Below are 24,647 nucleotides of genomic sequence, written 5' to 3'. Positions count from 1 at the left end.
CCCTTGGGCCGGACGGTAGGATCGGCAGGCACGTACGCACCGATCAAAGTGCGGTCAGACCCCGAACGGGCTGCCACGCTCCTTCCCGAGAAAGGCCTGCGTAGCCGATGGCTCCCCGCCTCTCCATCGTCGTCCCGATCTACAACGTCGAGCGCTACCTCGTGGAGTGCCTCGACTCGATCGCCGCCCAGACGTTCACTGACTTCGAGTGCGTCATGGTCGACGACGGTTCGAAGGACACCAGCGCCGCACTCGCCGAGGCGTACGCCGCCGAGGACTCGCGGTTCCGCCTGGTCCGTCAGGTCAACAAGGGCCTCGGCGCGGCCCGCAACACGGGCATCCGGCACATCGACCCGGACTCCGAGTTCCTCTGCTTCGTCGACAGCGACGACTCGATGCCGCCGAGTGCGTACGAGCTGATGATCAACACGCTCGACGAGACCGGCTCGGACTTCGCCACCGGCAACGTGCTGCGGTTCCGCGCGATCGGCTACTACCAGTCCGGCGGCCACAGCCGTCCGTTCGCGAAGACCGTGCTCAAGACGCACATCACCGAGATCCCGTCGCTGGTCACCGACCGCACCGCGTGGAACAAGGTGTACCGCCGCTCCTTCTTCGACGCGGCCGGCATCCTCTACCCCGAGGGCATCCTGTACGAGGACGCCCCGGTCAGCGTGCCGCACCACTACCTCGCCAAGAGCGTGGACGTGCTCTCCGAGCCGATCTACCACTGGCGCGAGCGCGAGGTCGGCGAGATGTCGATCACGCAGATGCGCACCAACCCGAAGGGCCTGATCGACCGCGTCACCTCGGTCGAGCTGGTCCGCGGCTGGCTGAAGAAGCAGACCGAGCCGCGCTTCGCCGAGTACCTGCGCACCTACGACGAGAACACCCTCGTCGAGGAACTCCCGATGTTCTTCTGGTCCGTCGTGGACGGCGACAAGGAGTACCGGGACGCGTACGTGAAGTGCGTCAGCCGGCTGCTGCGGGCGATCGGCCCGGAGCAGGTCAAGAAGCTGCGCGCGCCGCTGCGCCTGAAGTACCACCTGACCCTGCAGGGCCGGATCGACGAGTTCGTCGAGCAGATCAAGTACGAGGGCGAGAGCAACGGCGGCGTCGTCGCCAAGGGCCTGCTGCGCCCGTACGCCGACTACCCGTTCCTGCGCGGCGGGCGCAAGAGCGTGCCGTCCAGCCTGCTGAGCCTGCGCAACTCCACCGTCATCCGCAGCCGGCTCTACGAGTCGGCGTGGGAGGGCGGGCGGCTGCGGCTGACCGGGCACGCGTACCCGGAGCAGCTGGGCGCCGCCAACAAGCTCGACATGGTCCGCACGCTGGTGCTGCGCGAGACCAAGGGCCGCCGGGTCGTCGCCGTGCCGATGAAGACCCAGTACAGCCCCGAGGCCACCGCCACCAACCACCACGACCTGTACAACTGCGACTGGGCGGGCTTCACCGTCGCCCTCGACCCGGCGAAGTTCAAGCACCGCGGCCAGTGGAAGGACGGCAACTGGCGCGTCCTGGTGGCCGGCGCCGGCAAGGGCGGCGTCTACAAGGGCCGGATCTGGGCCGGCTGGGCCGACACCGCCCTGTACCTGCCCTCGCACTGGGTCGAGCCGGACGTGCGGATCGTGCCGTTCGTGCGCGACGGCAGCGTCTACATCCGGGTCGAGAACGTCCAGGTCCGGGTGACCGGCCTGGCCGCCGACGGCGACGCGGTCGAGGTCTCCGGCGCGGCCCGCTCCGGCGTCCGGCTGGCCGGGGCCCGGCTGCGGCTGACCCACGTCGAGTCCGAGCGCGAGCTGTTCTTCCCGCTGTCGCAGGGCTCCCCCGTCGGCTCGCTCCAGACGTTCCGCTCCACCGTCCCGACCGCCGAGCTGACCGCCGTCCGCGAGGCCTGGGCCAAGCTGGACCCGATCGCCGAGGAGCGCGCCCGCGACCGCTGGGACAGCTCGCTGGTGCTGGCCGACGGCACCGTCGTCGCGATCGCCCTGGACGACCGCAACGCCCCGGAGCAGCTCAACCTGATCCTGAACGCGGACGCCCCGGTCGCGGAGCGGCGCACGCTGTACTCCAAGCCCTCCCCCGGCGGCTACCTGCAGCTCTCCGACCAGCTGCTGCAGCCGGTGATCCACGAGGTCACCTCGCGCGGCTCGGACGGCTTCCTGCTAAGCGGCACCTTCCCGCAGCCCGGCAACCACCACTGGGAGCTGGTCGTCCGCCACCACTGGGGCGAGGAGCAGCACGTCTACCCGGTGGAGATCTCGGACGGCCGGTTCCGGACCGCGCTGCCCGCCGTGCCGACGGCCTCCTTCGCGGGCAACGTGCCGCTCGCCCAGGGCGGTTGGAACGTGTCGTTCCGCCCGGCCGGCGTCGTCTACAACCCAGACATGAGCTCGTACGCGCTGATCGCGCCCGAGTGCTTCGGCTCGCTGCCGCTGGAGGTGGAGGCCCGCAACAAGCGGATCGTGCTGGAGCGCCGCCACCACGACGGCCTGCAGCTGGAGTCGGAGAACATACTGCTTCCGGAGGAGCGCAGCGGCTGGCGCCAGCGCCAGCTGCGGAAGGTCGACTACCCGGCCGCCCGCCGGCTGCCGCTGCGCGACACGGTGCTGTACAACGTCGCGCTCGGCGGGCTCTACGCGGACTCGCCGCGGGCGATCCACGAGGAGCTGGTCCGCCGCGACCTGCCGCTGGAGCACCTGTGGGGCAGTGACGACCTGCAGGCCGACCTGCCGCAGACGGCCAACGCGCTCCGGCTCTGGAGCCCCGAGTGGTTCGAGACGCTGGCCACCGCGAAGTACATCGTGACCAGCGCGCACATGCCGGACTTCTTCGTCCGCCGGCCCGGCCAGATCGTGCTGCAGACCTGGCACGGCACGCCGCTGAAGAACATCGGCCACGACTTCGAGAAGGTCTGGTTCACCGACTCGAACTACCTGAAGGGCCTCGCCCAGGAGGTCCCGAACTGGAGCCTGCTGGTCGCCGGGAGCAGCTGGGCCGCTCCGGTGCTGCGCCGCGCGTTCGACTTCAAGGGCGAGATCCTGGAGAGCGGCCTGCCGCGCAACGACCTGTTCTTCTCCCCCGACCGGGAGAAGACGGCGGAGCAGGTGCGCGAGCGGCTCGGCCTGCCCGAGGGCAAGAAGGTCGTGCTGTACGCGCCCACCTGGCGCGAGGACCGTCGCCGCCACTACGGCGGGTACCAGCTGAACCTGCAGCTGGACCTGGAGGCGGCGCAGGCCGCGCTGGCCGACGACCAGGTGCTGCTGGTCCGCCGGCACTCCCAGGTGCGCGAGCCGATCCCGGGCGCCGGCAACGGCTACGTCTGGGACGTCAGCAGCCACCCGGACATGGCGGAGCTGCTGCTGGTCGCCGACGTGCTGGTGACGGACTATTCGGCGTCGGTCTTCGATTTCGCCGCGACCGGCAAGCCGATCCTGTTCTTCACGTACGACCTGGCGCACTACCGCGACAACCTGCGCGGTTTCGCGCTGCCGCTGGAGAAGGACGCGCCCGGCCCGCTGCTGGCCACCTCCGAGGAGCTGGTCGCCGCCCTGGCCCGGGTGGACCAGGTGGCCGCGGAGCACGCCGGGGCGTACGCGGCGTTCCGCGAGAAGTACTGCGGCCTGGACGACGGCCACGCCTCCGCCCGCGTGGTGGACGCGATGCTGAGCCGCGAGGCGTAACCGCCGCGGCCCGTCGAAGAGGGCGCCCGACGCGATGACCGCGTCGGGCGCCCTTTTCCATGAACGGTAATCGAAAATGCATTCTCTGGGCGAACTCACAGGTAATTATCAGGCAAACATTTAATTGACTTCAGGAAACCTTCCCGGTAACTTCGCGATTCTTGCCGAGAAAGGTTCGTGGAAGATGGCTGTCCTCACCCGGTTCGTCCTCCCGCACGCCGCCCCCCGGCCCGGCGAACCGCTGCCCGGGGACGACGAGGACGCCGCCTTCGGCCTGCTGCGCGCCCGCTGGACCGCCCGGGGACTCGAACTCACCGGCTACGCCCGCCCCGACGGCCGCGACACCGCCCGCCCCGGCTCCGCCTGGACCTGGCTCACCCTGCGCCGCGGCGACCACGAGGACCCCGTCCACCTGCCCACCCGGCCCCGCCGCATCCCCGAGATCACCGACGACGCCGCCCAGCCCGACCACAACAACGACTGGGCCGGCTTCACCGCCCTCGTCGAACCGCGCCGGCTCCGCCCCGGCGACGACTGGCTGCTCGGCGACTGGACCGTCGAGGCCACCCTCTTCACCCGCCCCCGCCCCACCCGGCTGCGCCGCCAGTACGGCGCCCTCGGCGCACACTGGTGCGGCTCCGGCGAGTACCCGCCCGCCCGCTGGGTCGACCACGACGTCCGCCTCCAGCCGCACTTCGCCGACGGCCGGCTGACCCTGCGGCTGGAACGCCCCGGCGCCCGCCTCACCGGCGCCGACCCGCACCCGGACGGCCTGCGGCTGCACGGCACCACCACCGGCACCTGCCCGGCCGGCACCGTCCTGCGGCTGCGCCACCGCGAGAGCGACGCCGTCCTGACCCACCCGGTCACCGCCTCCGGGCGGTCCGTCACCGTCCACCTCCCGTACCGGCCGTTCACCGCCGACGGACGCGGCACCGGCGAGCCGGAACACTGGGACCCCGACCTGCTCCGCCCGGACGGCACCGCCGAACCGCTCGTCCTCGACGAGCGCCACGGCCCGGTGGCCGGCCAGCACCGGCTGCCCGCCGCCGACGACCGGGTGCTCTACCTCAAGCACCTCGCCGACGGCCGGCTCCAGGTCTGCGTCCAGCCCGCCGCCGGCTACGTCGAACGGCTGGCCGTCCGGCCCGGCGGCTTCGAACTCACCGGCCACTGCCCCGCCCCCGGACCGCTGGAGCTGGTCCTGCGGCACAGCGGCACCGGCGGCAAGGTCCGCCGCCCGGTCGACCTCGGCCCCGACCACCGGTTCCGGGTCCGGCTGCCCGCCACTCGCACCGGCTCCGACGGCACCGAACTGCCCCTGCGCAAAGGGCTCTGGGAGGCGGCCCTCCAACCGGTCGGCCGGCCCGGCCCGGCGCGCCCGCTGATCGCCGCCCCCGCCGTCCTGCCCGCGCTGCCGGCCGCCACCCGGGCCGGCGGCAAGCGGATCCTGCTCCAGCGGCGCTGGCACGACACCCTGCTGCTCGACTCCACGCCCGTCCTCACCGCCACCGAGCGCAGCGCCTGGACCCAGGCCCGCCAGCGCACCGCCGGCTACCCCGCCGCCCGCCGCGAACCCCTGCGCGAGGCCGTGCTGTACGACGTCTTCGGCGGCCGCGGCTACGCCGACTCACCGCGCGCCGTGCACGCCGAACTGGTGCGCCGGGGCGCCCCGCTGGAACACCTCTGGGCGGTCGACGACGCCCAGGCCGAACTGCCGCCCGGGGTCCGCGCGGTACGGGTCTGGAGCCCCGAGTGGTACCGGGCCCTGGCCACCAGCCGGTACCTGGTCGGCAACACCCACTTCCCGGACTTCCTGCACCGCCGGCCCGGCCAGGTCGTCGTCCAGACCTGGCACGGCGCCCTGCTCAAGCGGATCGCCCACGACGTCGACAACCCCTGGCTCGCCGACCGCGGCTACCTGGAGGCGCTCGACCGGGAGACCCCGCAGTGGAGCCTGCTGGTCTCCCCCAGCGGCTTCGCCACCCCGTTCCTGCGCCGGGCCTTCCGCTACGAGGGCGAGATCCTGGAGTCCGGCTACCCCCGCAACGACCTGCTGGCCCGGCCCGACGCCGCACGGGCCGCCGCCGTCCGCCGCCGGCTCGGCGTCCCGGACGGCAAGCGGGTGGTGCTGTACGCGCCGACCTGGCGGGAGGACCAGCAGCGCACGGACGGCAACGGGTTCCGGCTCGACCTGCGGCTCGACCTCGACCGGGCCCGGCGGACCCTCGGCCGCGACCACGTCCTGCTGGTCCGCCAGCACGCACACGTCCGCGAACAGCTGGCGGGCGCCGGGGACGGCTTCGTCCACGACTGCGGCGACTACCCGGACGTCCAGGAACTGCTGCTGGTCGCCGACGTGCTGGTGACCGACTACTCGTCCATCATGTTCGACTTCGCGGTCACCGGCCGCCCGATGCTCTTCTTCACCTACGACCTGGCCCACTACCGGGACACCCTGCGCGGCTTCACCTTCGACTTCGAGTCGCAGGCGCCCGGGCCGCTGCTCGACGACTCCGGCCAGGTGGTCGCGGCGCTGCGCGCACTCGCCGACGACGGCGGGCCGCCCGCCGGGTACGCCGAGCGCCAGCGGCGCTTCCGGGACCTCCACTGCGCGCTGGACGACGGCGGCGCGGCCGGCCGGGTCGTCGACCGGATGCTCGGGCTCGGACGGGCCCGGGGCTAGCGGCCGGGCGCGGGGCGGCGCGGCTCAGGAGAAGTCGTAGGCCCGCCAGGGCCGCCAGACCTCGTCCTCGTCGAACCGGGAGAGGCTGAACCCCGGCACCGGGAACGCCGCCTGGAACGACCGCGCCTGCTCGTGGGCCTGGTCCAGCACGTCGTCCGCGAGCCCGTGCGCCACCGTCACGTGCGGGTGGTACGGGAACGCCAGCTCCCGGGCCAGCGGGCCGGAGCGGACGTCCGCCTCCAGCAACCGGCACTCCCGCTCGCCCTCCTCGACCCGGACGAAGACCACCGGCGAGACCGGGCGGAAGCTGCCCGCACCGCGCAGCACCATCCGGAACGACCGGTGCGCGCGGGCCACCGCCGCCAGGTGCTCCTCGATCTTCGGCAGCGCCTCGGCCGGCACCTCGGTCGGCGGCAGCAGGGTGACGTGCGTGGGTATCGACCGGGCCAGCGGGTCGCCGTGCCCGGCCCGCGCGTCCTGGATCGCCGAGCCGTACGGATCCGGGACGCTCACGGACACGCCGATGGTGACGGTCCCGGGCAGACCGCCACCACCGGGCAGGCTCGTCAGCGGAGTCACCGCTTGGCGGCCGGGAGGAAGCCGATCCGGTCGTACACCGTCTCCAGCGTCCGCGACGCCACGTCACGGGCCTTCTCCGCGCCCAGCGCGAGGACGCGGTCCAGCTCGGCCGGGTCGTCCAGGAAGCCCCGGGTGCGCTGCTGGAACGGCGTCACCCACTCGGTGAACAGCTCGGCCAGCTCGGTCTTCAGGGCGCCGTACATCCTGCCCTCGAAGTGCGCCACCAGCTCGTCGATCGACAGGCCGCTGAGCGCCGAGTGGATCCGCAGCAGGTTGGAGACGCCGGCCTTCTCCTCCTCGTCGTAGGAGACGACCGTGCCGGTGTCGGTGACGGCGCTCTTGAACTTCTTGGCGCTCGCCTTCGGCTCGTCGAGCAGGTTCACCAGGCCCTTGGCGGAGGAGGCGGACTTGCTCATCTTGGCGGACGGGTCCTGGAGGTCCAGGATCTTGGCCGTCTCCTTGAGGATGTACGGCTTCGGCACGGTGAAGGTCGGGCTGTAGCGGGTGTTGAACCGCTCGGCGAGGTCCCGGGTGAGCTCCAGGTGCTGGCGCTGGTCCTCGCCGACCGGGACGGCGTCCGCCTGGTAGAGCAGGATGTCGGCGATCTGCAGGATCGGGTAGGTGAAGAGGCCGACCGAGGTGCCGGCGGCGCCCTGCTTCGCCGACTTGTCCTTGAACTGGGTCATCCGGGAGGCCTCGCCGAAGCCGGTGAGGCAGTTCATCACCCAGCCGAGCTGCGCGTGCTCGGGCACGTGCGACTGGACGAACAGGGTGCAGCGCTCCGGGTCCAGGCCGGCACCGAGCAGCTGGGCGGCGGAGATCCGGGTGTTCTGGCGCAGCGTCGCCGGGTCCTGCTCGACCGTGATCGCGTGCAGGTCGACCACCATGTAGAAGGCGTCGTTGTCCTCCTGCAGGTCGACCCACTGGCGCACCGCGCCGAGGTAGTTGCCGAGGTGGAACGAGCCGGAGGTGGGCTGGATCCCGGAGAGAACCCGGGGACGGTCCTTGACCGGACCAGTGACCGCTGCGTTGACCATGCGGGCCATTGTTCCAGTTCCACCGACCGGTCAGGAAACCTCCGCCCCCGGCGGTTCCGTCAGTGTGACCGCACTCACCCCGACCCGGGCGATCCGCCGGCCCTCCACCTTGGCCACCGTCAGCAGCACCTCCTCCCCCGGCCCGGCCGGGATCCGGACCCGGTCGCCGTCGACGGGCAGCCGGCCCAGCGCGGCCACCAGGCAGCCGGCCACCGTCTCGTACGGGCCCTCGGGGAGGGTGACGCCGGTCTCCTCGGCGAAGTCGCCCAGGTTCAGCAGGCCGTCCAGTTCCATGCCGCCGCCGGCCAGCCGGCGGGTGGTGGTCGGCTCCTGGCTGTCGTACTCGTCACGGATCTCGCCGATCACCTCCTCCACCAGGTCCTCCAGGGTGACGATGCCGGCGGTGCCGCCGTACTCGTCGACCACGATCGCCAGGTGGTGGCCCTCGCGGCGCATCTCGCCCATCGCCGCCAGCACCCGCTTGGTGCCGGGCAGCAGCTTCACCGGGCGGGCCAGGTCGCGGACCTTGGCGGCCCGTTCGCCGCGGGCGCCGTACAGGTCGCGGACGTGCACGAAGCCGGTCACCGCGTCGTAGCTGCCCTCGACCACCGGGTAGCGGGAGTGCGGCGAGCTGCCCGCCTGCTCGCGGACCTCGGCCAGCGGGCGCTCGGCGTCCAGGAACGTCACCTCGGTGCGCGGGACCATCACCTCGCGCAGCTGGCGCTCCCCGGCGGCGAACACGTCGGCGATCAACGTCCGCTCGTCGCTGCCGAGTTCGGTGTTGGCCGCGACCAGGCCGCGGAGCTCCTCGGAACTCATCGAGCCGCGGCCCGCGGTCGGATCGCCGCCGAACAACCGGACCATCAGGTTCGTGGAGTGGCCGAGCAGCCAGATCACCGGGCGCAGCACCACCGACATGACGTCCACCACCGGCGCGGCCAGCACCGCGATGGAGTCGGCCCGCTGGAGGCCGATCCGCTTCGGGGTGAGCTCGCCGAGCACCAGCGAGACGTAGCTGATCAGCAGGGTGAGGCCGACCAGGGCGGTGGCGTCGGCCATCCCCTCGGAGAGCCCGGCCCGGACGAACAGCGGGGCCACCTTGCCGGCCAGGGTGTCGGCCCCGAACGCGGCGGACAGGAAACCCATGCAGGTGACGCCGACCTGGACGGCGGCCAGGAAGCGGTTCGGGTCGGCCGCGAGGTGCGCCGCCCGGGCGGCCCGCCGGGTGCCGCGCGCCTCCAGCGCCCGGATCTGGCCCTCACGCAGCGAGATCAGCGAGATCTCGGCGACGTTGAACAGCCCGCCCAGGGCGATGAAGACGAGGACGAGCGCGGCGTCCTCGATGGTTTCGTTCACAGCGGGTCAGTGTAGGACCGGCCGGTGCCGGGACGGCCGCGTCGCGCCGCCGCACCGGGCGTCGGCCGGTCGTGCGACGGCCCGCCGCCTCCGGTGCGGAGGCGGCGGGCCGTCGGGAAGCAGCTACGGGGCGGGCTCAGATGAGGCCGAGCTCCTGGACCGCGTCGCGCTCCTCGACCAGCTCCTGGACCGAGGCGTCGATGCGGCCGCGGGAGAAGTCGGAGATCTCCAGGCCCTGGACGATCTCGAACTTGCCGTCCTTGGTGGTGACCGGGAAGGACGAGATCAGGCCGGCCGGCACGCCGTAGGAGCCGTCGGAGACGACGCCCATGGAGGTCCAGTCGCCCTCGGCGGTGCCGTTGACCCAGGTGTACACGTGGTCGATGGCGGCGTTGGCGGCCGAGGCGGCCGAGGAGGCGCCGCGGGCCTCGATGATGGCCGCGCCGCGCTTGGCGACGGTCGGGATGAAGTCGTTCTCCAGCCAGGCCTGGTCGGCGCCGACGGCCTCGAAGGCCGGCTTGCCGGCGATCTCGGCCTGGAAGATGTCCGGGTACTGGGTGGCGGAGTGGTTGCCCCAGATGGTGACGCGCTTGATGTCGGAGACCAGGGCGCCGGTCTTGGCGGAGAGCTGGCCGACCGCGCGGTTGTGGTCCAGGCGGGTCATCGCGGTGAAGCGCTCGGCCGGCACGTCCGGGGCGTTGCGCTGGGCGATCAGGGCGTTGGTGTTGGCCGGGTTGCCGACGACCAGGACCTTGATGTCGTCCGCGGCGTTGTCGTTGATGGCCTTGCCCTGCGGGCCGAAGATGCCGCCGTTGGCCTGCAGCAGGTCGCCGCGCTCCATGCCGGCGGTGCGCGGACGGGCGCCGACCAGCAGCGCGACGTTGGCGCCGTCGAAGGCCTCGTTCGGGTTGTCCGTGATCTTGATGTCGCGCAGCAGCGGGAACGCGCAGTCGACGAGCTCCATGGCGGTGCCCTCGGCGGCCTTGAGGCCCTGCGGGATCTCCAGGAGGCGGAGGTTCACCGGCACGTCGGCACCGAGCAGGTGGCCCGAGGCGATGCGGAAGAGCAGCGCGTAGCCGATCTGGCCGGCGGCTCCGGTGATGGTGACATTGACGGGGGTGCGGGTCATTTCTACCTTCTCCAGCAAATCGCCAGGTGCCCCAGGCACGTTCGGCGCGCTGGAGCCGAGGACGGTCTCTCGACATCGAGAGAACCGGCGTCAGGGTATCGCAAAGGGAAGCGTACGCCTCGGCCGCGGTCGTGACTGCTCCGTCACAGACGATGACGGCCCCCGCCCGGTGGGTCGGGCGGGGGCCGGAACGCCGCGCGGCTCGGCGGCTCGGCGACGCGTCCGTGCGGCGACTCGGCGCCGCGTCGCCGCGTCGGCGCGTCGGCACGGTCGCCGAGCGGTGCAGGTGCTCAGCGGTGCAGGTGCCCAGCAGCGCGGACGCTCAGCGGCGCGGACGGCCGATCAGCTGGCCGATGTTGTCCAGCAGCGGCAGCTCCAGCCACGGGTTGGGCTGGGCCACCAGGGTCAGCAGCACGATCGACAGCCCCAGGAAGGTCAGCACGATCACGTCGGTGAACCGGCTGCGCACCGCCAGCATGCCGACCTCGGGCAGCACCAGCCGCAGCAGCGCGCCGAGCAGCACCCCGCCGCCGATGATCAGCAGCCCGTACTTGAACCCGTCCTCGAAGTCGGCGAACCAGGTGACCGCGAGACCGGCGCCGACCACCAGCAGGACCAGCGTTATCGGCCACTGCCGGACCGGCAGCGCGTGCTCACGGCCCAGCGCCGCCGCCGAGCCCTCGGGGGGCATGGTGCCGGTGGTCTTGACGGGCCTGCGCCTGGTGCGCCGTGGTTCGCTCATCGTTCTCCGCCCTCGGGGTCAGCTGCCGGCGCGGCGCTCGGCCGCCACGACGATGTTGTTCAGCAGCATGGCGCGGGTCATCGGGCCCACGCCGCCGGGGTTCGGGGAGATCCAGCCGGCCACCTCGGCCACGCCCGGGTGCACGTCGCCGACGATCTTGCCCTCGCTGCGGCTGACGCCGACGTCCAGCACGGCCGCACCGGGCTTGACGTCCTCCGGCTTGACCAGGTGCGGCACGCCCGCGGCGGCCACCACGATGTCGGCCTTCCGCAGGTGGTAGGCCAGGTCACGGGTGCCGGTGTGGCAGAGCGTGACGGTGGCGTTCTCGGAGCGGCGGGTCAGCAGCAGGCCGATCGAGCGGCCGACGGTGACGCCGCGGCCGATCACGACCACCTCGGCGCCGTCGATCTCGACGTCGTGGCGGCGGAGCAGCTCGACGATGCCGAGCGGGGTGCAGGGCAGCGGGCCCTCGATGCCGAGCGCGAGCCGGCCGAGCGAGGTCGGGTGCAGGCCGTCCGCGTCCTTGTCCGGGTCCATCAGCTCCAGGACGGGGTTCGGGTCGAGGCCCTTGGGCAGCGGCAGCTGGACGATGTAGCCGGTGCAGGACGGGTCGGCGTTGAGCTCGCGGACGACGTTCTCGACGTCCTCCTGGGTGGCGGTGGCGGGCAGCTCGCGCTGGATCGAGGCGATGCCGACCTCGGCGCAGTCGCGGTGCTTGCCGTTGACGTACCAGCGGCTGCCCGGGTCGTCGCCGACCAGGACGGTGCCGAGGCCGGGCGTGATGCCCTTCGCCTTGAGGGCCGCCACGCGGGCGGCGAGTTCGGACTTGATCGCGGCCGCGGTGGCCTTGCCATCGAGAATCTGGGCAGTCATGACCCCATTCTCCCGGATCGCGGCAACCGCCCGCGCCACGGCCTCCGCCCCGGCGCGGGGCCGTGGCGCGGGGGCCGGACGGGCACGGAACGTGCGGGTCACATTGCGGTTCCGCCACAGTCCGGTCCGACGCGCGGGCGCGGCTGGACAGCGCACTGCCGTCCGGTTGACGATAAGCGGGCATTCCCCGCCGCATCCGGCCCGGTGACGGGCCGACGGACAGACCCGGCGGGGGCGTACCCGGGGGAAGAACAGAGTGAGCCGACCAGACCGCACCGCGCCGACGACGACCTACCGCCGACGCGGGCCGCAGCCCGCCGCAAGGCCGTCACGTCTCCTGTTCGCACCGTCCCCCCGGTCATGAGCCGGGGCGCGCGCCGGGCCGTTCGAGCCCCCGGTGTCAGTGCGCTCCGCTAACGTCCCGTCCGGCCGGCCACCCGATCCGCCGGCCCGTTCCGGGTCCTCCGCTGTCCCGTCCCCACCGTCCCCATCTGCCCGGAGGCATCGATGAGCTACCCGCCCGACCCGAACAACCCGTACAACCAGCCGCAGCAGCCCCAGCAGCCGCCGCAGCCCGGTTACGGCTACCCCCAGCAGGCCCCGCCGGCCGCCGGCTACGGCTACCCGCAGCAGCCGCCGCAGCAGGCCTACGGCGTGCCGCAGCAGCAGGCCTACGGGTACGCGCCGGCGCCGGGCACCCTCCAGGCGAACAACGGCTACATCAGCATCGCCCACCTGGGCACGGTGCGGCTCGCCACCATGGGCCAGCGGTTCCTGGCCCGCCTGATCGACGCCCTCGCGGTCAGCGCGGTCATCGCGCTGGTCATGGCGCTCGGTCTGGCCAGCGCGCTGGGCATCGTCAAGGAGACCGACGACTGCAGCTCGTACCGCTACGGCAGCGCCTCGTACAACGACTGCCTCCAGCAGCAGCAGGACGCCGCCGCCGGCTTCCTCGCCACCATGATGATCATGATCGCGGTGCTCGCGGTGTTCAACCTGCTGTACGAGTGGCTGATGGTCTCCTTCGCCGGCGCCACCCTGGGCAAGATGGCCCTGGGCCTGCGCGTGGTCAAGGAGAGCACCGGTCAGGTCCCAGGCCTGGGCGGCGGCTTCATCCGCTTCATCATCCCGATCGTCGGCGCCTTCCTCTGCTACATCGGCGCGCTGCTGGTCTACCTGTCGCCGTTCTTCGACAACTCCGGGAAGCTGCAGGGCTGGCACGACCGTGCCGCCGGCACCCTGGTGATCAAGAAGTAACGCACCGCACCACGCACGGCGGAGCGGCCCGGCCCCCTCGGTGGAGGGGACCGGGCCGCTCTGTCGTTCCGTCAGCCGTCAGCCGTCAGCAGGCGGCCGCCAGCCGTCAGTGGAAGAAGTGACGGGTACCGGTGAAGTACATGGTCACGCCCGCCTCGGCGGCCGCCGCGACGACCTCCTCGTCACGGATCGAACCGCCCGGCTGGACGATCGCCCGGACACCGGCGGCGATCAGGATCGCCGGCCCGTCCGCGAACGGGAAGAAGGCGTCCGAAGCCGCGTACGAGCCCTCGGCCCGCTCGCCGGCCCGCTCGACCGCGAGCTTGCAGGAGTCCACCCGGTTGACCTGGCCCATGCCGACGCCGACCGAGGCGCCGTCCTTGGCCAGCAGGATCGCGTTGGACTTGACGGCCCGGCAGGCCCGCCAGGCGAAGGCCAGCTCGGCCAGCTCGGCCCCGGAGAGCGCCTCGCCGGTGGCCAGCGTCCAGGTCGCCGGGTCGTCGCCCTCGGCGTGCACCCGGTCGGAGTCCTGGAGCAGCACGCCGCCCGAGATCTGACGGACCTCCTGGCGGTTGGCCGGGGCCTCGGTGGCCAGCAGCACCCGCAGGTTCTTCTTGCGGGCCAGCACCTCGACGGCACCGTCCTCGTAGCCGGGCGCCACCACGACCTCGGTGAAGATCGGGGCGATCTGCTCGGCCAGCTCCACGCTGACCGGGCGGTTCACGGCGATCACGCCGCCGTACGCGGAGGCCGGGTCGCACTCGTGCGCCTTGCGGTGCGCCTCGGCGACGTCGGCGCCGATCGCGATGCCGCACGGGTTCGCGTGCTTGATGATCGCGACGGCCGGCTCGGCGTGGTCGTACGCGGCGCGGCGGGCGGCGTCGGTGTCGACGTAGTTGTTGTACGACATCTCCTTGCCGTGCAGCTGCTGCGCGCCGGCCAGGCCGCCGCTGCCGTCGCTGTAGAGCGCGGCGCCCTGGTGCGGGTTCTCGCCGTAGCGGAGCACGCTCTGGCGCTCGTAGGCGGAACCGAGGAAGGCCGGGAAGACGTCCTCACCCTCCGTGTAGCCGGAGGCCTCGAACCAGTCGGCCACCGCGACGTCGTAGGCGGCGGTGTGCGCGAAGGCCTGCGCGGCGAGCCGCTTGCGGGTCAGCAGGTCGAAGCCGCCGGACTGCACGGCCGCCAGCACGTCGGCGTAGCGGGCCGGGTCGACCACGACGGCCACCGAGGGGTGGTTCTTGGCGGCGGCGCGGACCATGCTCGGGCCGCCGATGTCGATCTGCTCGACGCACTCGTCCGGGGTGGCACCGGAGGCGACGGTCGCCTTGAACGGGTAGAGGTTCACCACGACCAGGTCGAAGGGCTCGACGCCCAGCTCGGCCAGCTGCGCGCGGTGCGACTCCAGCCGCAGGTCGGCCAGCACACCGGCGTGCACGCGCGGGTGCAGCGTCTTCACGCGCCCGTCCAGGCACTCCGGGAAGCCGGTCAGCTCGGAGACCTCGGTCACCGGGACGCCGGCGGCGGCGATCCGGCCCGCGGTGGAACCGGTGGAGACGATGGCGACCCCGGCGGCGTGCAGGCCCTGGGCCAGCTCCTCCAGACCGGTCTTGTCGTACACGCTGATCAGCGCGCGGCGGATCGGACGGACGTTCTCGGAGACAACGGGCGTGGTGGGGGCGGCGCTCATGCCGGAATCCATACCTTTCGGTCCTCGATGCGGTGACCTTCGCGGGCCAGCCGGCCCACGACGTCGACGAGCAGCTTGCGCTCGACAGTCTTGATGCGCTCGTGCAGCGCGTCGCCGCCATCGGCGTGGTCGGCGTCGAGGACCTCCACGACGCCCTGCGCGATGATCGGCCCGGTGTCGACGCCGACGTCGACCAGGTGGACGGTGCAGCCGGTGACCCGCACGCCGTACGCCAGCGCGTCGGTCACGCCGTGGGCGCCGGGGAAGGCGGGCAGCAGGGCGGGGTGGGTGTTGACGATCCGGCCGGCGAAGGCTTCGATGAACCCGGGGCCGAGGATCTTCATGAAACCCGCCGTCACGACCAGGTCGGGCTCGTACGCCAGGACGGAGGCGGTCAGCGCCCGGTCCCAGTCGGCACGGTCGGCGAAGTCCTTCACCCGGTGCACGAAGACCGGCAGGCCGGCGCGCTCGGCACGCTCCAGGCCGGCGATGCCGTCGCGGTCCGCGCCGACGGCGAGGATCTCGGCGCCGAACTGCGGGTCGGCGGCGGCGTCGATCAGCGCCTGCAGATTGGTGCCGGAGCCGGAGACCAGCACCACCAGACGGGCCGGTCCGGGCGTGCGGGGCGGGAAGAGCTGAGCGGGGGCGGCGGCCACTGCGCGATTCTCCGTAGGTCGGGCGCCGTCCGCTGGTACGTCCACCGGTGGTGGGGCCACTACGAACGGCAGGTCGAGCGAGGGGGAACTCCGGGAGAACCCGCCACGACGCGGGTGCCCGGGGAACCCGTGCGAGCTGCTGACCGTCACCACGATAACGGCTGGTCGGACGGCCTCCGAAACCCCCGCTCGGGCTACGCGCGTAGCTGAGACCGGGATCTCGCCGGGCCGCACGCCCGGCCCGGCCCGCCTCCGACGGCAGGCCGCCGAAGCCCCCCGCACACGGCTGCGGGATCATAGGGTGGCGCGGGCATCCGCCCCACCGACCGAGAAGGAATGGCCCAACCATGAGCAGCGGTGACGACACCGGCGAGCGCAACCCCTTCGCGCCGCCGCCGGCGGATGCCCCGGAGCAGCCGTGGCGGCCGCGCACCCCCCGCCCGACCGGCGACGCCGACCGGCCCGACGGCCAGGACGGCGAGCCCGACGAGCGCCCGCACGTCCCGCCGCCGCACCCGTGGAGCCCCGGCTACCAGGGCGGCGGCTGGAACCCCCGCCCGGCCGCACCGCAGCCCCCCAAGCTCGACCCGAACGACCCGGCCCAGCGCCGGGCCCGCAACGCCGCCCTGGCCGGCATGATCTCGCTGGTCTGCGCCTTCGCCTCGCTGCACTACGTGGCGCTGTTCGTCGGCGCGCTCGCCGTGTTCTGGGGCGTCTCCGCCATGCGCTCCCCCAAGCCGGCCGCCGCCTCGGCCACCGCCTCGGCCATCGGTACGACCTCCGGCGCACCGGCCGCCGGAGCGGCCGACACCGCCGCGCCCAACCCGCTGACCCCGGCCGCCCTGGCCGGGATCCTCACCGGGGCGATGACCGTGGTCTTCGTCTCCTCGGTGCTCGGCCTCGCCGTCTACTACAACGACTACGTCACCTGCGTCCAGGACTCGCTCACCTCCAGCGGGGCCGACGGCTGCGACAAGCTCGCGCCGCAGTGGTACGTGGACATCACCAAGAAGAGCGAGTAGTCGGAAGAGCGAGTAGCCGGCCTGGTCGGCCGGGCGCCGCGTGGCGGCCCGGGTGGGCCGGCCTCGCGGGGCGCCCGGTAAGGCCGTCGGAGTGCGGCCCCCGGGAGGGGCCGGTCGCCACGGCGGGCTCCGCGGCGGGTTTTCGCGGCCGGGCTCCGGGGCCGGTCATTCCGGGTCCCCCGGCCGGTCGGCCAGCCTGACCACGAGGGCGTACGTCCGGGCGCGCAGCAGCAGCGCGCCCCGGCGCGCGGTGACGGTGAACGCGCCGGCCCCGGTCCGCCCGGCGGCCGCCCGCAGGACCCGGAACCGCGTCAGCAGCGCGACCGGCCCCGCCACCACCGCCACCCAGCCCGCCGCAGCCAGCCCCGTCGACCAGGGCACCGGGCCCAGCCAGGCCATCCGCCCGCCCGCCAGCGCCCCGCCGGAGAGCCAGCCGAGCAGCGCCGCCCCTCCGCCGGTCAGCAGCGCAACCACCAGCACCGCCGCCACCGTCGCCGACGGGTGCCACGGTGGCCGCCGCGCCCCCGACCCGCCCTCCTCCCCGGGCGCCTCCTCGTCGTACACCTCAGCCCCGTACACCTCAGCCCCGGGCGCCTCCGGCCGGCCGCCGACCGCCGCCGCCCGGCCCACCAGCAGCCCCGGAACCACCCCCGCCACCGCGGGCAGCAGGCAGACCAGCAGCCGCCAACCCCCCGCCCCCGGCTCCGGCAGCAGTGCGAACAGCGGGAACTCCGGCACCGGCCCCAGCGCCGTCCCCGTCGGTGCCGCCACCGCCCCCACCCCCACCGCGAACCCCGGCCCGAGCGCGTACGCCGTGCCCCAGAGCACCGCGTTCGGCAGCAGCACCACACTGAGCAGCAGCACCCCCGCCACCGCCGCCGGGCCGCCCGCCAGCACCGCCGACCGCCCGCCGCCCGTCACGGCGGTCAGCACCGCCGACGCGGCCAGCACCACCGCCCCCGCCGCCAGCAGCCCCGCACCGGCCGCCAGCGCCGCCACCCGGACCGCCTGCGCGCCGCCCGTCGGACGGACCGCCACCGGCATCCGCAGCACCACCCGCTCCCACGCACCCGCAGGCAGCCGGAGCGGCTCGCGGCGACGGGCACCCGCCGCCGTCGCCACCCCGGCCAGCGCCGCCACGACCACGAGGTCCGGCAGCACCCGGGCCCGGAACTCCCCCGCACCCGCACACTGCGCCACCACCCCGGCCGCCACCGCGCAGTAGCCCGCCCAGACCGCCACCGCACCACCCCGCCGGGCCCGCCCCACGCCACCGGGCCCCGTACGAGCCCCCGCCCGCGCACCCGCGCGGTACAACTGGGCCGTCGCCAGCAGTCCGAGCAGCAGCGGCGTGACCGTCAACGGCACCTCCGCCGCACCGCGCAGCACCGGCGCCCCGTGACCGAGCAGCCAGAGCGCCGCGGCCAGTCGCACCGCCCCGGTCGCGCCGTCGTCCGCGTACGGAGTCACCACCCAGAGCCCGAGCACCGGGACGGCGACGGCCGCGAGGCCGAGCAGGGCGGTCCGAACCCCCGCCAGCAGGGCGGACAGCACCGGTCTGGCGCCCAGTTCGCCCTGCACTTCGAGAATCGGACGGCCCATCAGCTGCGTCATGCGGCTCATCGTGCCAAGGCGACTCGCCATGCTCCGTGAAGAGGCAAACCGCCGGGGTGTCCCAGATTATTGGCTTATGCGCATTTTCAGACCCTGCCCTCACGCCGCCGCCACCGATCCGGCCCGGAGCGTCTGATGACCAAGCCGCCGACCGCCGAACGCCCCACCAGCCAGCCAGCCCCCACACCCCCGCCGCACGGCCACGGCGGGAACGGCCGCCCCGGCAAGGCCAAGGCCCGACGCGGCCGGCCCGGAACCGCCGAGGCCCGACCGGAGGAGACCGGCGCCGAAACCCCACCGCAGGAGGAGGCCGCCCGGCTGCTCAGCCGCCTGACGGCCCGTGAGGCCGAGGCCTTCACCCACCTCGCGGCCGGCCGGAACCTCGCCGAGACCGCCGCCGCGCTCGGCGTCACCCCCACCACCGCCCGCAGTTACCAGCACCGGGCCCTGCGCAAGCTAGGCACCCGTACCCAGTCCGAGATCGCCGACTTCGCCGCCATGCTGGGCGCCGGCCGGCCCGACGGGCCGACACGGCCGTCGCCGTCGCGGTCGTCGTCGCGGTCAGCGGCAGCGGCAGCGGCACCCGCCGCCGAGCCGGCCTCGCCGGCCTCGCCGGCAGCGGCAGAACCGGTCGACGGGCCGGGCCCGCGCCCCGACAGCGGCTCGAAGGGGCCGGCGGGTTCCGCCACCGCCGACGCGACGTCCGGCGGCCGCGCGGGTACCACCGGGGCCGACCGGCCTGCGGGCACCGCGTCCGCCCACCGCCCGAAGGACGTCGGCGACACCCGCCCCACCGACGGCACGCCCGCCGCCGCCCCGGCCCGGGCGGCGGCGCCGTCGAAGCGTCGCCCCGACGCCGCGGCCACGAGCCGCCCGGCGGCCGGAACGGCCCGACCCGGTGGCGGCGGAAGGCCGGCGGCCGCCGGTGCCGCCCCCTCGGCGCTCCCCGCCGACCGGCCTTCGGACGCCCCGTCCGCAAAGACCACCGGCCGGGCCGGAGGGAGCGTCAAGGACACGGGGAGCGGAGAGCCGGTGGCCGACCACCCGACACCCGCCGCCACCAGCACCGCTCCCGGCAGATCCACCGACCGCCGGGCGACCGACCCGCCGAAGACGCACAACGGCCGCACCACCCCACCCCCACAAACCGGCGGCACCCCCCAGACCACCCGCAAACCCGCCACCCCCGACACACCCGCCCACCCCCGGGCAACCGACCCACCGAAAACGCACAACGGCCGCACCACCCCACCCCCACAAACCGGCGGCACCCCCCAGACCACCCGCAAACCCGCCACCCCGCCGACACCCACCGCCGCCGCCCCTGCCCCAGCCACCACCACCCCCGCCGCGGAGCGGTCGGCGGTCCGGGGCGACGCCGAGCGGCGGCCGGCAGCCGCCGGCGCGGGCCCCGGCACCGGCTCCGGCTCCGGCTCCGGCTCCGGCTCCGCAGGGGACCTCTTCGCGGAGGTGTACGAGGAGACCCACACCCGGCTGGTGCAGCAGACCTTCCTGCTCACCGCCTGCAAGCACCGGGCCGTGCACTGCGTCGGGCGGGCGTTCGGGGAGGCCCGGCGGCGCTGGGCGGAGGTGGTGTCGGCGGGCGCGCCGGAGCGGTGGGTGCGGGCACGGGCGTTCGAGCTGGCCCTGTCGCCGTGGCACCGCGGCGGGCCGCGCCGGGCGCACGCGTGGCGGCTGCCGCACCGGCGGATCAAGGTGCGCCCGGCGGACGAGTCCCAGGCGGTGCTGCCGGACCACGACCGCCTCACTGACCGCGACCGCGCGTTGCTGAAGGCGCTCAGGCGCCTCTCCCGTCCGCAGCGGCGGGCCCTGGTGCTGCACGACGGCCTGGGGCTGCCGTCCGACGCGGTGGCGGTCGAGGTGGAGTCGACGGTGGCGGCGGCCGAGGGCCGGGTCTGGGCGGCGCGGGCGGCGCTGGCGCACTGGGTGCCGGAGCTGGTCGGGACGGACCCGGCGGCGGCCGGGTTCGCCGACCGGCTGTGCGCGCTGCTGCACCGGGCGGCGGTGCGCGGGGTCCCCGAGCCGCACCGTCCACCGGTACCGCTGCTGCGGGCCCGGCACGGGCTGGTCAACGCGGGCCGGACGGGGGCGGCGGCGCTGCTCACGGTGGCGGTGGGCGGCGCGGTGGTCGCGACGCTGGCGGGCAGCGGCCCCGGGGAGCTGTTCCGGCCGGCCGATGCGCCGCCGCCGGTGCTCTGCGCACCGGTCCCGACGCTCGCGACGGAGCCCGAGGCCCTGCTGCCGCTGCTCGCTGACGGGACGCCCTCGGGGATTCTCAGCCTCTGGTGCTCGCCCACGCCGGGCCTGGAACCGGTGGTGACGGACCCGCCGCCGCCCCGGCCGGACGATCCGTACCGGCCGCCGGTGAAGGGCCGGGCGACCGAGGCGCTGCCCCCGCCGGGGGCGGTGGTCGTCGGGCCGCACCGCAACCCGTGCCCCGACTGGGGGCTGCACCCGTGCGCGTCCGACCGCTGACCCCGGCCGCACGGACGCGGTCGCGAGCGCGGCAAGGCGCGCCCGGAAACGGCGGCCGTGGAAAGGCGCGCGCGGAAAGGCGAGCGCCCCCGCCCGGATCACCGGACGGGGGCGCTCGACACGAGCAGGGGGCGTCAGCCCTTGAACAGCTCGCGCGCCAGGCGGGCGGTCTCGGACGGCGTCTTGCCGACCTTGACACCGGCGGCCTCCAGGGCCTCCTTCTTCGCCTGGGCGGTGCCCGAGGAGCCCGAGACGATGGCGCCGGCGTGGCCCATGGTCTTGCCCTCGGGGGCGGTGAAGCCCGCGACGTAGCCGACGACCGGCTTGGTGACGTGCTCGGCGATGTAGGCCGCGGCACGCTCCTCGGCGTCGCCGCCGATCTCACCGATCATGACGATGAGCTCGGTCTCCGGGTCCTCCTGGAACGCCTTGAGGGCGTCGATGTGGGTGGTGCCGATGACCGGGTCACCGCCGATGCCCACGGCCGAGGAGAAGCCGATGTCGCGCAGCTCGTACATGAGCTGGTAGGTCAGGGTGCCCGACTTCGAGACCAGGCCGATCTTGCCGGCCTTGGTGATGTCGGCCGGGATGATGCCGGCGTTCGACTGTCCGGGGCTGATCAGGCCGGGGCAGTTCGGGCCGATGATCCGGGTCTTGTTGCCCTTCGAGCCCGCGTAGGCCCAGAAGGCGGCGGTGTCGTGCACCGGGACGCCCTCGGTGATGACGACGGCCAGGCCGATCTCGGCGTCGACGGCCTCGACGACGGCGTCCTTGGTGAACTTCGGCGGCACGAAGATGACGGTGACGTCGGCACCGGTCTTCTCGATGGCCTCGGCGACGGTGCCGAAGACGGGCACGTCGGTGCCGTCGACGTCGACCGTGGTGCCGGCCTTGCGCGGGTTGACACCGCCGACGATCTGGGTGCCGGAGGCGAGCATGCGGCGGGTGTGCTTCATGCCCTCGGAGCCGGTCATGCCCTGAACGATGACCTTGCTGTCCTTGGTAAGGAAGATAGCCATGGTGTGAAAGTCCCCTTCCTTACTTGTTGGCCAGCTCGGCGGCGCGGTCGGCCGCACCGTCCATGGTGTCCACGCGCTGGACCAGCGGGTGGTTGGCGTCGTCGAGGATCTTGCGACCCAGCTCCGCGTTGTTGCCGTCGAGGCGGACGACGAGCGGCTTGGTGACGGCCTCGCCCTTGGACGAGAGCAGCTCCAGGGCCTGCACGATGCCGTTCGCGACGGCGTCGCACGCGGTGATGCCGCCGAAGACGTTGACGAAGACCGACTTGACGTCGGGGTCGCCCAGGATGATCTCCAGGCCGTTCGCCATGACCTCGGCGGAGGCGCCACCGCCGATGTCGAGGAAGTTGGCGGGCTTGACGCCGCCGTGGTTCTCGCCCGCGTAGGCGACCACGTCGAGGGTGCTCATGACGAGACCCGCGCCGTTGCCGATGATGCCGACCTCGCCGTCGAGCTTCACGTAGTTGAGGCCCTTGGCCTTGGCCGCGGCCTCCAGCGGGTTCGCGGCGGCCTTGTCCTCGAGCGCCTCGTGCTCCGGCTGGCGGAACTCGGCGTTCTCGTCCAGGGAGACCTTGCCGTCGAGCGCGATGATCTTGCCGTCACCGGACTTGATCAGCGGGTTGACCTCGACGAGGAGGGCGTCCTCCTTGATGAAGACGACCCAGAGCTTCTGCAGGACGTCGGCGACCTGGTCGGCGATCTCGGCCGGGAACTTCGCGGCGGCGACGATCTCGGCGGCCTTCTCCGGGGTCACACCCTCGTTGGGGTCGACCGGGACCTTGGCGAGCGCCTCCGGGTTCTGCTCCGCGACGACCTCGATCTCCACACCGCCCTCGACGCTGGCCATGGCCAGGAAGGTGCGGTTGGTGCGGTCGAGCAGGAAGGAGACGTAGTACTCCTCCTTGATGTCCGCGGTCTGGGCCAGCATCACCTTGTGCACGGTGTGGCCCTTGATGTCCATGCCGAGGATCGCCTCGGCCTTGGCGACGGCGTCCGCCGGGTCGGCGGCGAGCTTGACGCCACCGGCCTTGCCTCGGCCACCCACCTTCACCTGAGCCTTGACGACGGCGCGGCCGCCGAAGCGCTCCGCGATGGCGGCAGCGTCTGCGGCGGTCTCGATGACATCACCGTCAAGCACGGGCACACCGTGCTTGGCGAAGAGGTCCCTCGCCTGGTACTCGAACAGGTCCACGTGTTTGTCCTTGTTCGTGGTCGCGGATTGTGTCTCTACGAGCGTGCCACGGCAGGATCTTCGCTGCGGGTCGTCGAAGCGGTGCGGGTACGCAGAGGTACGGCCTTGCGGCCCACACAGCCACGGGCGCACACGTCAATCAACACGCGCGTCACGTCCGTCTGGCAGGTTATCGCCGTACGACGGGCGTGTTTCGCCCGGGACCGGCTCGTCTTTGGTGAGAACCATCACAGACAGCCTACGGGCGTACGCCGGGCGCTCTGACCGGCGGGTCAGTCGGTCCGCACCACGACTTACCCCGTCCGGGTGAACTCCGTGCCGCGGCCTTAACGCCCCCCCTGTGCGGGGGCCCGTTCACTCCCCCGCTCACACTCCCCGGTCCGGTACCGGGATCGGGCGCTTCTCGATCGCCGCGGCCATGATCTCCGGGAAGGCGTCGGGCGTGCAGGCGAAGGCCGGGGCGCCCAGCGCGGCCAGGGCGGCGGCGTGCGCGTGGTCGTAGGCGGGAGCGCCCTCGTCGGAGAGCGCCAGCAGGGCGATGAACTGGACGCCGGCCGCCTTCATCGCGGCCACCCGCTTGAGCATCTCGTCCCGGATGCCCCCCTCGTAGAGGTCGCTGATCAGCACCACGATCGTCTCGGACGGCCGGGTGATCCTCGACTGGCAGTAGGCGAGCGCCCGGTTGATGTCGGTGCCGCCGCCGAGCTGGGTGGCGAACAGCACGTCGACCGGGTCGGCCAGCTGCTCGGTGAGGTCGACCACCGAGGTGTCGAAGACGACCAGCCGGGTGTCCAGGCTCCGCATCGAGGCGAGCACGGCACCGAACACCGCCGAGTGCACCACCGAGGGCGCCATCGAGCCGGACTGGTCGATGCAGAGGATGACGTCCTTCTTCACCGCGCGCTGCGCCCGGGCGTAGCCGACCAACCGCTCCGGGACGACGGTGCCGTGTTCGGGCAGGTAGTTCTTCAGGTTGGCCCGGATGGTGCGGTCCCAGTCGATGTCGCGGTGGCGCGGGCGGTTGACCTTGGCGCTGCGGTCCAGCGCGCCGCCGAGGGTGGCCCGGGTGCGGTCGGCGAGCCGGCGCTCCAGCTCGGAGACCACCTTGCCGACCACCGCGCGGGCGGTCTCCCGGGTGGTCTCGGGCAGCGCGTGCTTGAGCGAGAGCAGGGTGCCGACCAGGTGGACGTCCGGCTCGACGGCCTCCAGCATCTCCGGCTCCAGCAGCAGCTGCTCCAGCCCGAGCCGGGTGATGGCGTCCTGCTGCATCAGCTGGACGACGGTGACGGGGAAGTACTCCCGGATGTCGCCCAGCCAGCGGGCCACCTGCGGGGCCGAGCCGCCCAGGCCGGCGGTGCGGCGGCCGGAGCGGCCGGCGCCGCGGCCCTCCTCCGGGGTGCCCCGGTAGAGCGCGGCGAGCGCGCCGTCGATCGCGGCGTCCCGGCCGCGCAGGGTGTGGCCGGTGCCGTCCGCCTCACCGCCGAGCACCAGGCGCCAGCGGCGGAGCCGCTCGTCGGCGGCGAGCGGAGTGGCGCCGGGGGTGGAACCGGGGGCGGCACCGGGGGTGCTGACTGCTGCCATCGGGGTGCTCCTCTGCGTTTCTCCGGGGGTCGCCCGGG

Annotated in this window: 17 protein-coding genes; 5 read left to right on the top strand and 12 right to left on the bottom strand. The window is 73.5% G+C overall.

Going from position 1 to position 24,647, the window contains the following annotated elements; genetic code table 11:
- The first annotated feature begins 107 nt into the window (after window positions 1–107).
- Window positions 108–3,683: a bifunctional glycosyltransferase/CDP-glycerol:glycerophosphate glycerophosphotransferase gene (locus AC067J_RS06610; protein ID WP_478296835.1), complete on the top strand. Its 3,576-nt coding sequence runs from the start codon at window positions 108–110 to the stop codon at window positions 3,681–3,683.
- Window positions 3,684–3,867: 184 nt separating this feature from the next.
- Complete coding sequence (locus tag AC067J_RS06605; RefSeq protein ID WP_478296834.1) at window positions 3,868–6,369, top strand: CDP-glycerol glycerophosphotransferase family protein; 2,502 nt, start codon at window positions 3,868–3,870, stop codon at window positions 6,367–6,369.
- 24 nt (window positions 6,370–6,393) lie between these two features.
- On the opposite strand, the gene AC067J_RS06600 is transcribed toward AC067J_RS06605, so the two are convergent.
- The 6 genes from AC067J_RS06600 to AC067J_RS06575 form a co-directional block, all read right to left on the bottom strand.
- A complete protein-coding gene (locus AC067J_RS06600) occupies window positions 6,394–6,882 on the bottom strand; it encodes a 2'-5' RNA ligase family protein (protein ID WP_478296833.1) in 489 nt (162 codons plus the stop codon).
- A gap of 62 nt (window positions 6,883–6,944) precedes the next feature.
- Window positions 6,945–7,985, bottom strand: coding sequence for a tryptophan--tRNA ligase (trpS, locus tag AC067J_RS06595; RefSeq protein ID WP_478296832.1), 1,041 nt, complete (start codon window positions 7,983–7,985; stop codon window positions 6,945–6,947).
- 30 nt (window positions 7,986–8,015) lie between these two features.
- Window positions 8,016–9,341: a hemolysin family protein gene (locus tag AC067J_RS06590; protein ID WP_478296831.1), complete on the bottom strand. Its 1,326-nt coding sequence runs from the start codon at window positions 9,339–9,341 to the stop codon at window positions 8,016–8,018.
- Window positions 9,342–9,477: 136 nt separating this feature from the next.
- Window positions 9,478–10,470 (bottom strand): malate dehydrogenase, encoded by a 993-nt coding sequence (locus AC067J_RS06585; RefSeq protein ID WP_478296830.1) that lies wholly within the window; start codon window positions 10,468–10,470, stop codon window positions 9,478–9,480.
- Window positions 10,471–10,792: 322 nt separating this feature from the next.
- Entirely contained in the window at window positions 10,793–11,212 is a 420-nt protein-coding gene (locus tag AC067J_RS06580) for a DUF3017 domain-containing protein (RefSeq protein ID WP_478296829.1), read from the bottom strand.
- 18 nt (window positions 11,213–11,230) lie between these two features.
- Window positions 11,231–12,085: a bifunctional methylenetetrahydrofolate dehydrogenase/methenyltetrahydrofolate cyclohydrolase gene (locus AC067J_RS06575; protein ID WP_478296828.1), complete on the bottom strand. Its 855-nt coding sequence runs from the start codon at window positions 12,083–12,085 to the stop codon at window positions 11,231–11,233.
- 507 nt (window positions 12,086–12,592) lie between these two features.
- Here AC067J_RS06575 and AC067J_RS06570 point away from each other — a divergent pair.
- Window positions 12,593–13,342, top strand: a complete 750-nt coding sequence (locus AC067J_RS06570; RefSeq protein ID WP_478296827.1) for an RDD family protein — start codon at window positions 12,593–12,595, stop codon at window positions 13,340–13,342.
- Between the two features lie 106 nt (window positions 13,343–13,448).
- Here AC067J_RS06570 and purH read toward each other — a convergent pair whose 3' ends face one another.
- The gene (purH, locus tag AC067J_RS06565; protein ID WP_478296826.1) at window positions 13,449–15,029 is read right to left on the bottom strand and encodes a bifunctional phosphoribosylaminoimidazolecarboxamide formyltransferase/IMP cyclohydrolase; all 1,581 of its coding nucleotides are present in this window, start codon (window positions 15,027–15,029) and stop codon (window positions 13,449–13,451) included.
- Window positions 15,026–15,685 carry a phosphoribosylglycinamide formyltransferase gene (purN, locus tag AC067J_RS06560; RefSeq protein WP_478296825.1) on the bottom strand — a complete coding sequence of 220 codons (660 nt, stop codon included), beginning with the start codon at window positions 15,683–15,685 and terminating at the stop codon, window positions 15,026–15,028. Before purN ends, purH begins: the two co-directional genes overlap by 4 nt.
- 347 nt (window positions 15,686–16,032) lie before the next feature.
- On the opposite strand from purN, the gene AC067J_RS06555 reads away from it, so the two are divergent.
- Entirely contained in the window at window positions 16,033–16,707 is a 675-nt protein-coding gene (locus tag AC067J_RS06555; RefSeq protein WP_478296824.1) for a hypothetical protein, read from the top strand.
- 165 nt (window positions 16,708–16,872) lie between these two features.
- On the opposite strand, the gene AC067J_RS06550 is transcribed toward AC067J_RS06555, so the two are convergent.
- A complete protein-coding gene (locus AC067J_RS06550; RefSeq protein WP_478296823.1) occupies window positions 16,873–18,321 on the bottom strand; it encodes a cell division protein PerM in 1,449 nt (482 codons plus the stop codon).
- A 135-nt stretch (window positions 18,322–18,456) separates the two neighbouring features.
- Here AC067J_RS06550 and AC067J_RS06545 point away from each other — a divergent pair, with 135 nt between their 5' ends.
- On the top strand, window positions 18,457–20,817 hold the full coding sequence (locus tag AC067J_RS06545) for a sigma factor-like helix-turn-helix DNA-binding protein (protein ID WP_478296822.1): 2,361 nt from the start codon (window positions 18,457–18,459) through the stop codon (window positions 20,815–20,817).
- Between the two features lie 134 nt (window positions 20,818–20,951).
- On the opposite strand, the gene sucD is transcribed toward AC067J_RS06545, so the two are convergent.
- The 3 genes from sucD to AC067J_RS06530 form a co-directional block, all read right to left on the bottom strand.
- A complete protein-coding gene (gene sucD / locus AC067J_RS06540; RefSeq protein WP_478296821.1) occupies window positions 20,952–21,836 on the bottom strand; it encodes a succinate--CoA ligase subunit alpha in 885 nt (294 codons plus the stop codon).
- Window positions 21,837–21,855: 19 nt separating this feature from the next.
- A complete protein-coding gene (gene sucC, locus AC067J_RS06535) occupies window positions 21,856–23,028 on the bottom strand; it encodes an ADP-forming succinate--CoA ligase subunit beta (RefSeq protein WP_478296820.1) in 1,173 nt (390 codons plus the stop codon).
- Between the two features lie 366 nt (window positions 23,029–23,394).
- Window positions 23,395–24,609 (bottom strand): VWA domain-containing protein, encoded by a 1,215-nt coding sequence (locus tag AC067J_RS06530; RefSeq protein ID WP_478296819.1) that lies wholly within the window; start codon window positions 24,607–24,609, stop codon window positions 23,395–23,397.
- Window positions 24,610–24,647: the final 38 nt, after the last annotated feature.

It is taken from the genome of Kitasatospora sp. NPDC042419, from assembly GCF_056437345.1.
This window is presented reverse-complemented; position numbering and strand designations above follow the sequence as displayed.